This window comes from Massilimicrobiota sp. An142, from assembly GCF_002160725.1.
Classification (GTDB): Bacteria; Bacillota_I; Bacilli_A; order Erysipelotrichales; family Coprobacillaceae; genus Allocoprobacillus; species Allocoprobacillus merdigallinarum.
In genome coordinates, this window is record NZ_NFLD01000097.1 from 1 (window position 1) to 665 (window position 665).

General features: G+C 31.0%; 1 protein-coding gene. It reads left to right on the plus strand.

The features are described from left to right. Positions 1-39: 39 nt before the first annotated feature. Positions 40-665 (plus strand): transposase (locus tag B5E87_RS14855; protein ID WP_241147200.1); only part of this gene is annotated, 626 nt, incomplete at its 3' end.

Sequence of the window (665 nt, forward strand, 5' to 3'; positions counted from 1 at the left end):
AATATTCATGATATTCTAGAAAAGCAGAAAGTTATATACATGGGTGACCGCAATTATCCATCAACTGATATCTTTGTTTATTATAATATGAAAGGCGATAAATTCTGTTACAGAGGAAAGCCAAACTTTTATAAGAAACAGCTAGAAAATATTGAAAGAGATGGTTGGATTGAAATAGATTTGGATGACAGATGGATTGATCGCTTTAAAGTTGAGGAAGTCAAGGATTATGCCAGAGAGCATAGGAACTTCAGGTTAAGAGTCATCAAAGTTATGAAATCTGAATTAAGGCAATTAAAGGTTAGTGAAAAAGATGAAGAAATCATTATTTTCACGAATCTTGATGAAAATGAATGGCCAACAAAAGAAGTGCTACAGCTTTATGGAAACAGATGGTCAGCAGAAACCGGATATGATATCCTAAAAAATAAGATTGAGATGGAAAAAGTAACGAGTAAAAAAGCAGAACTCATACTGCAGGAATTACATTCACAGGTTATAGTTCATAATTTAGCTGCAATGATAAAAAAAGAATCAGATAAACTTATCACACATACTGAAAAATATAATTATCAGACAAATATAAATAACCTGATACAATTATTAAGGGCTAATCTTGCAAAACTATTAAACATGAAAGATGGATTCAGGAGACTCATAAATAA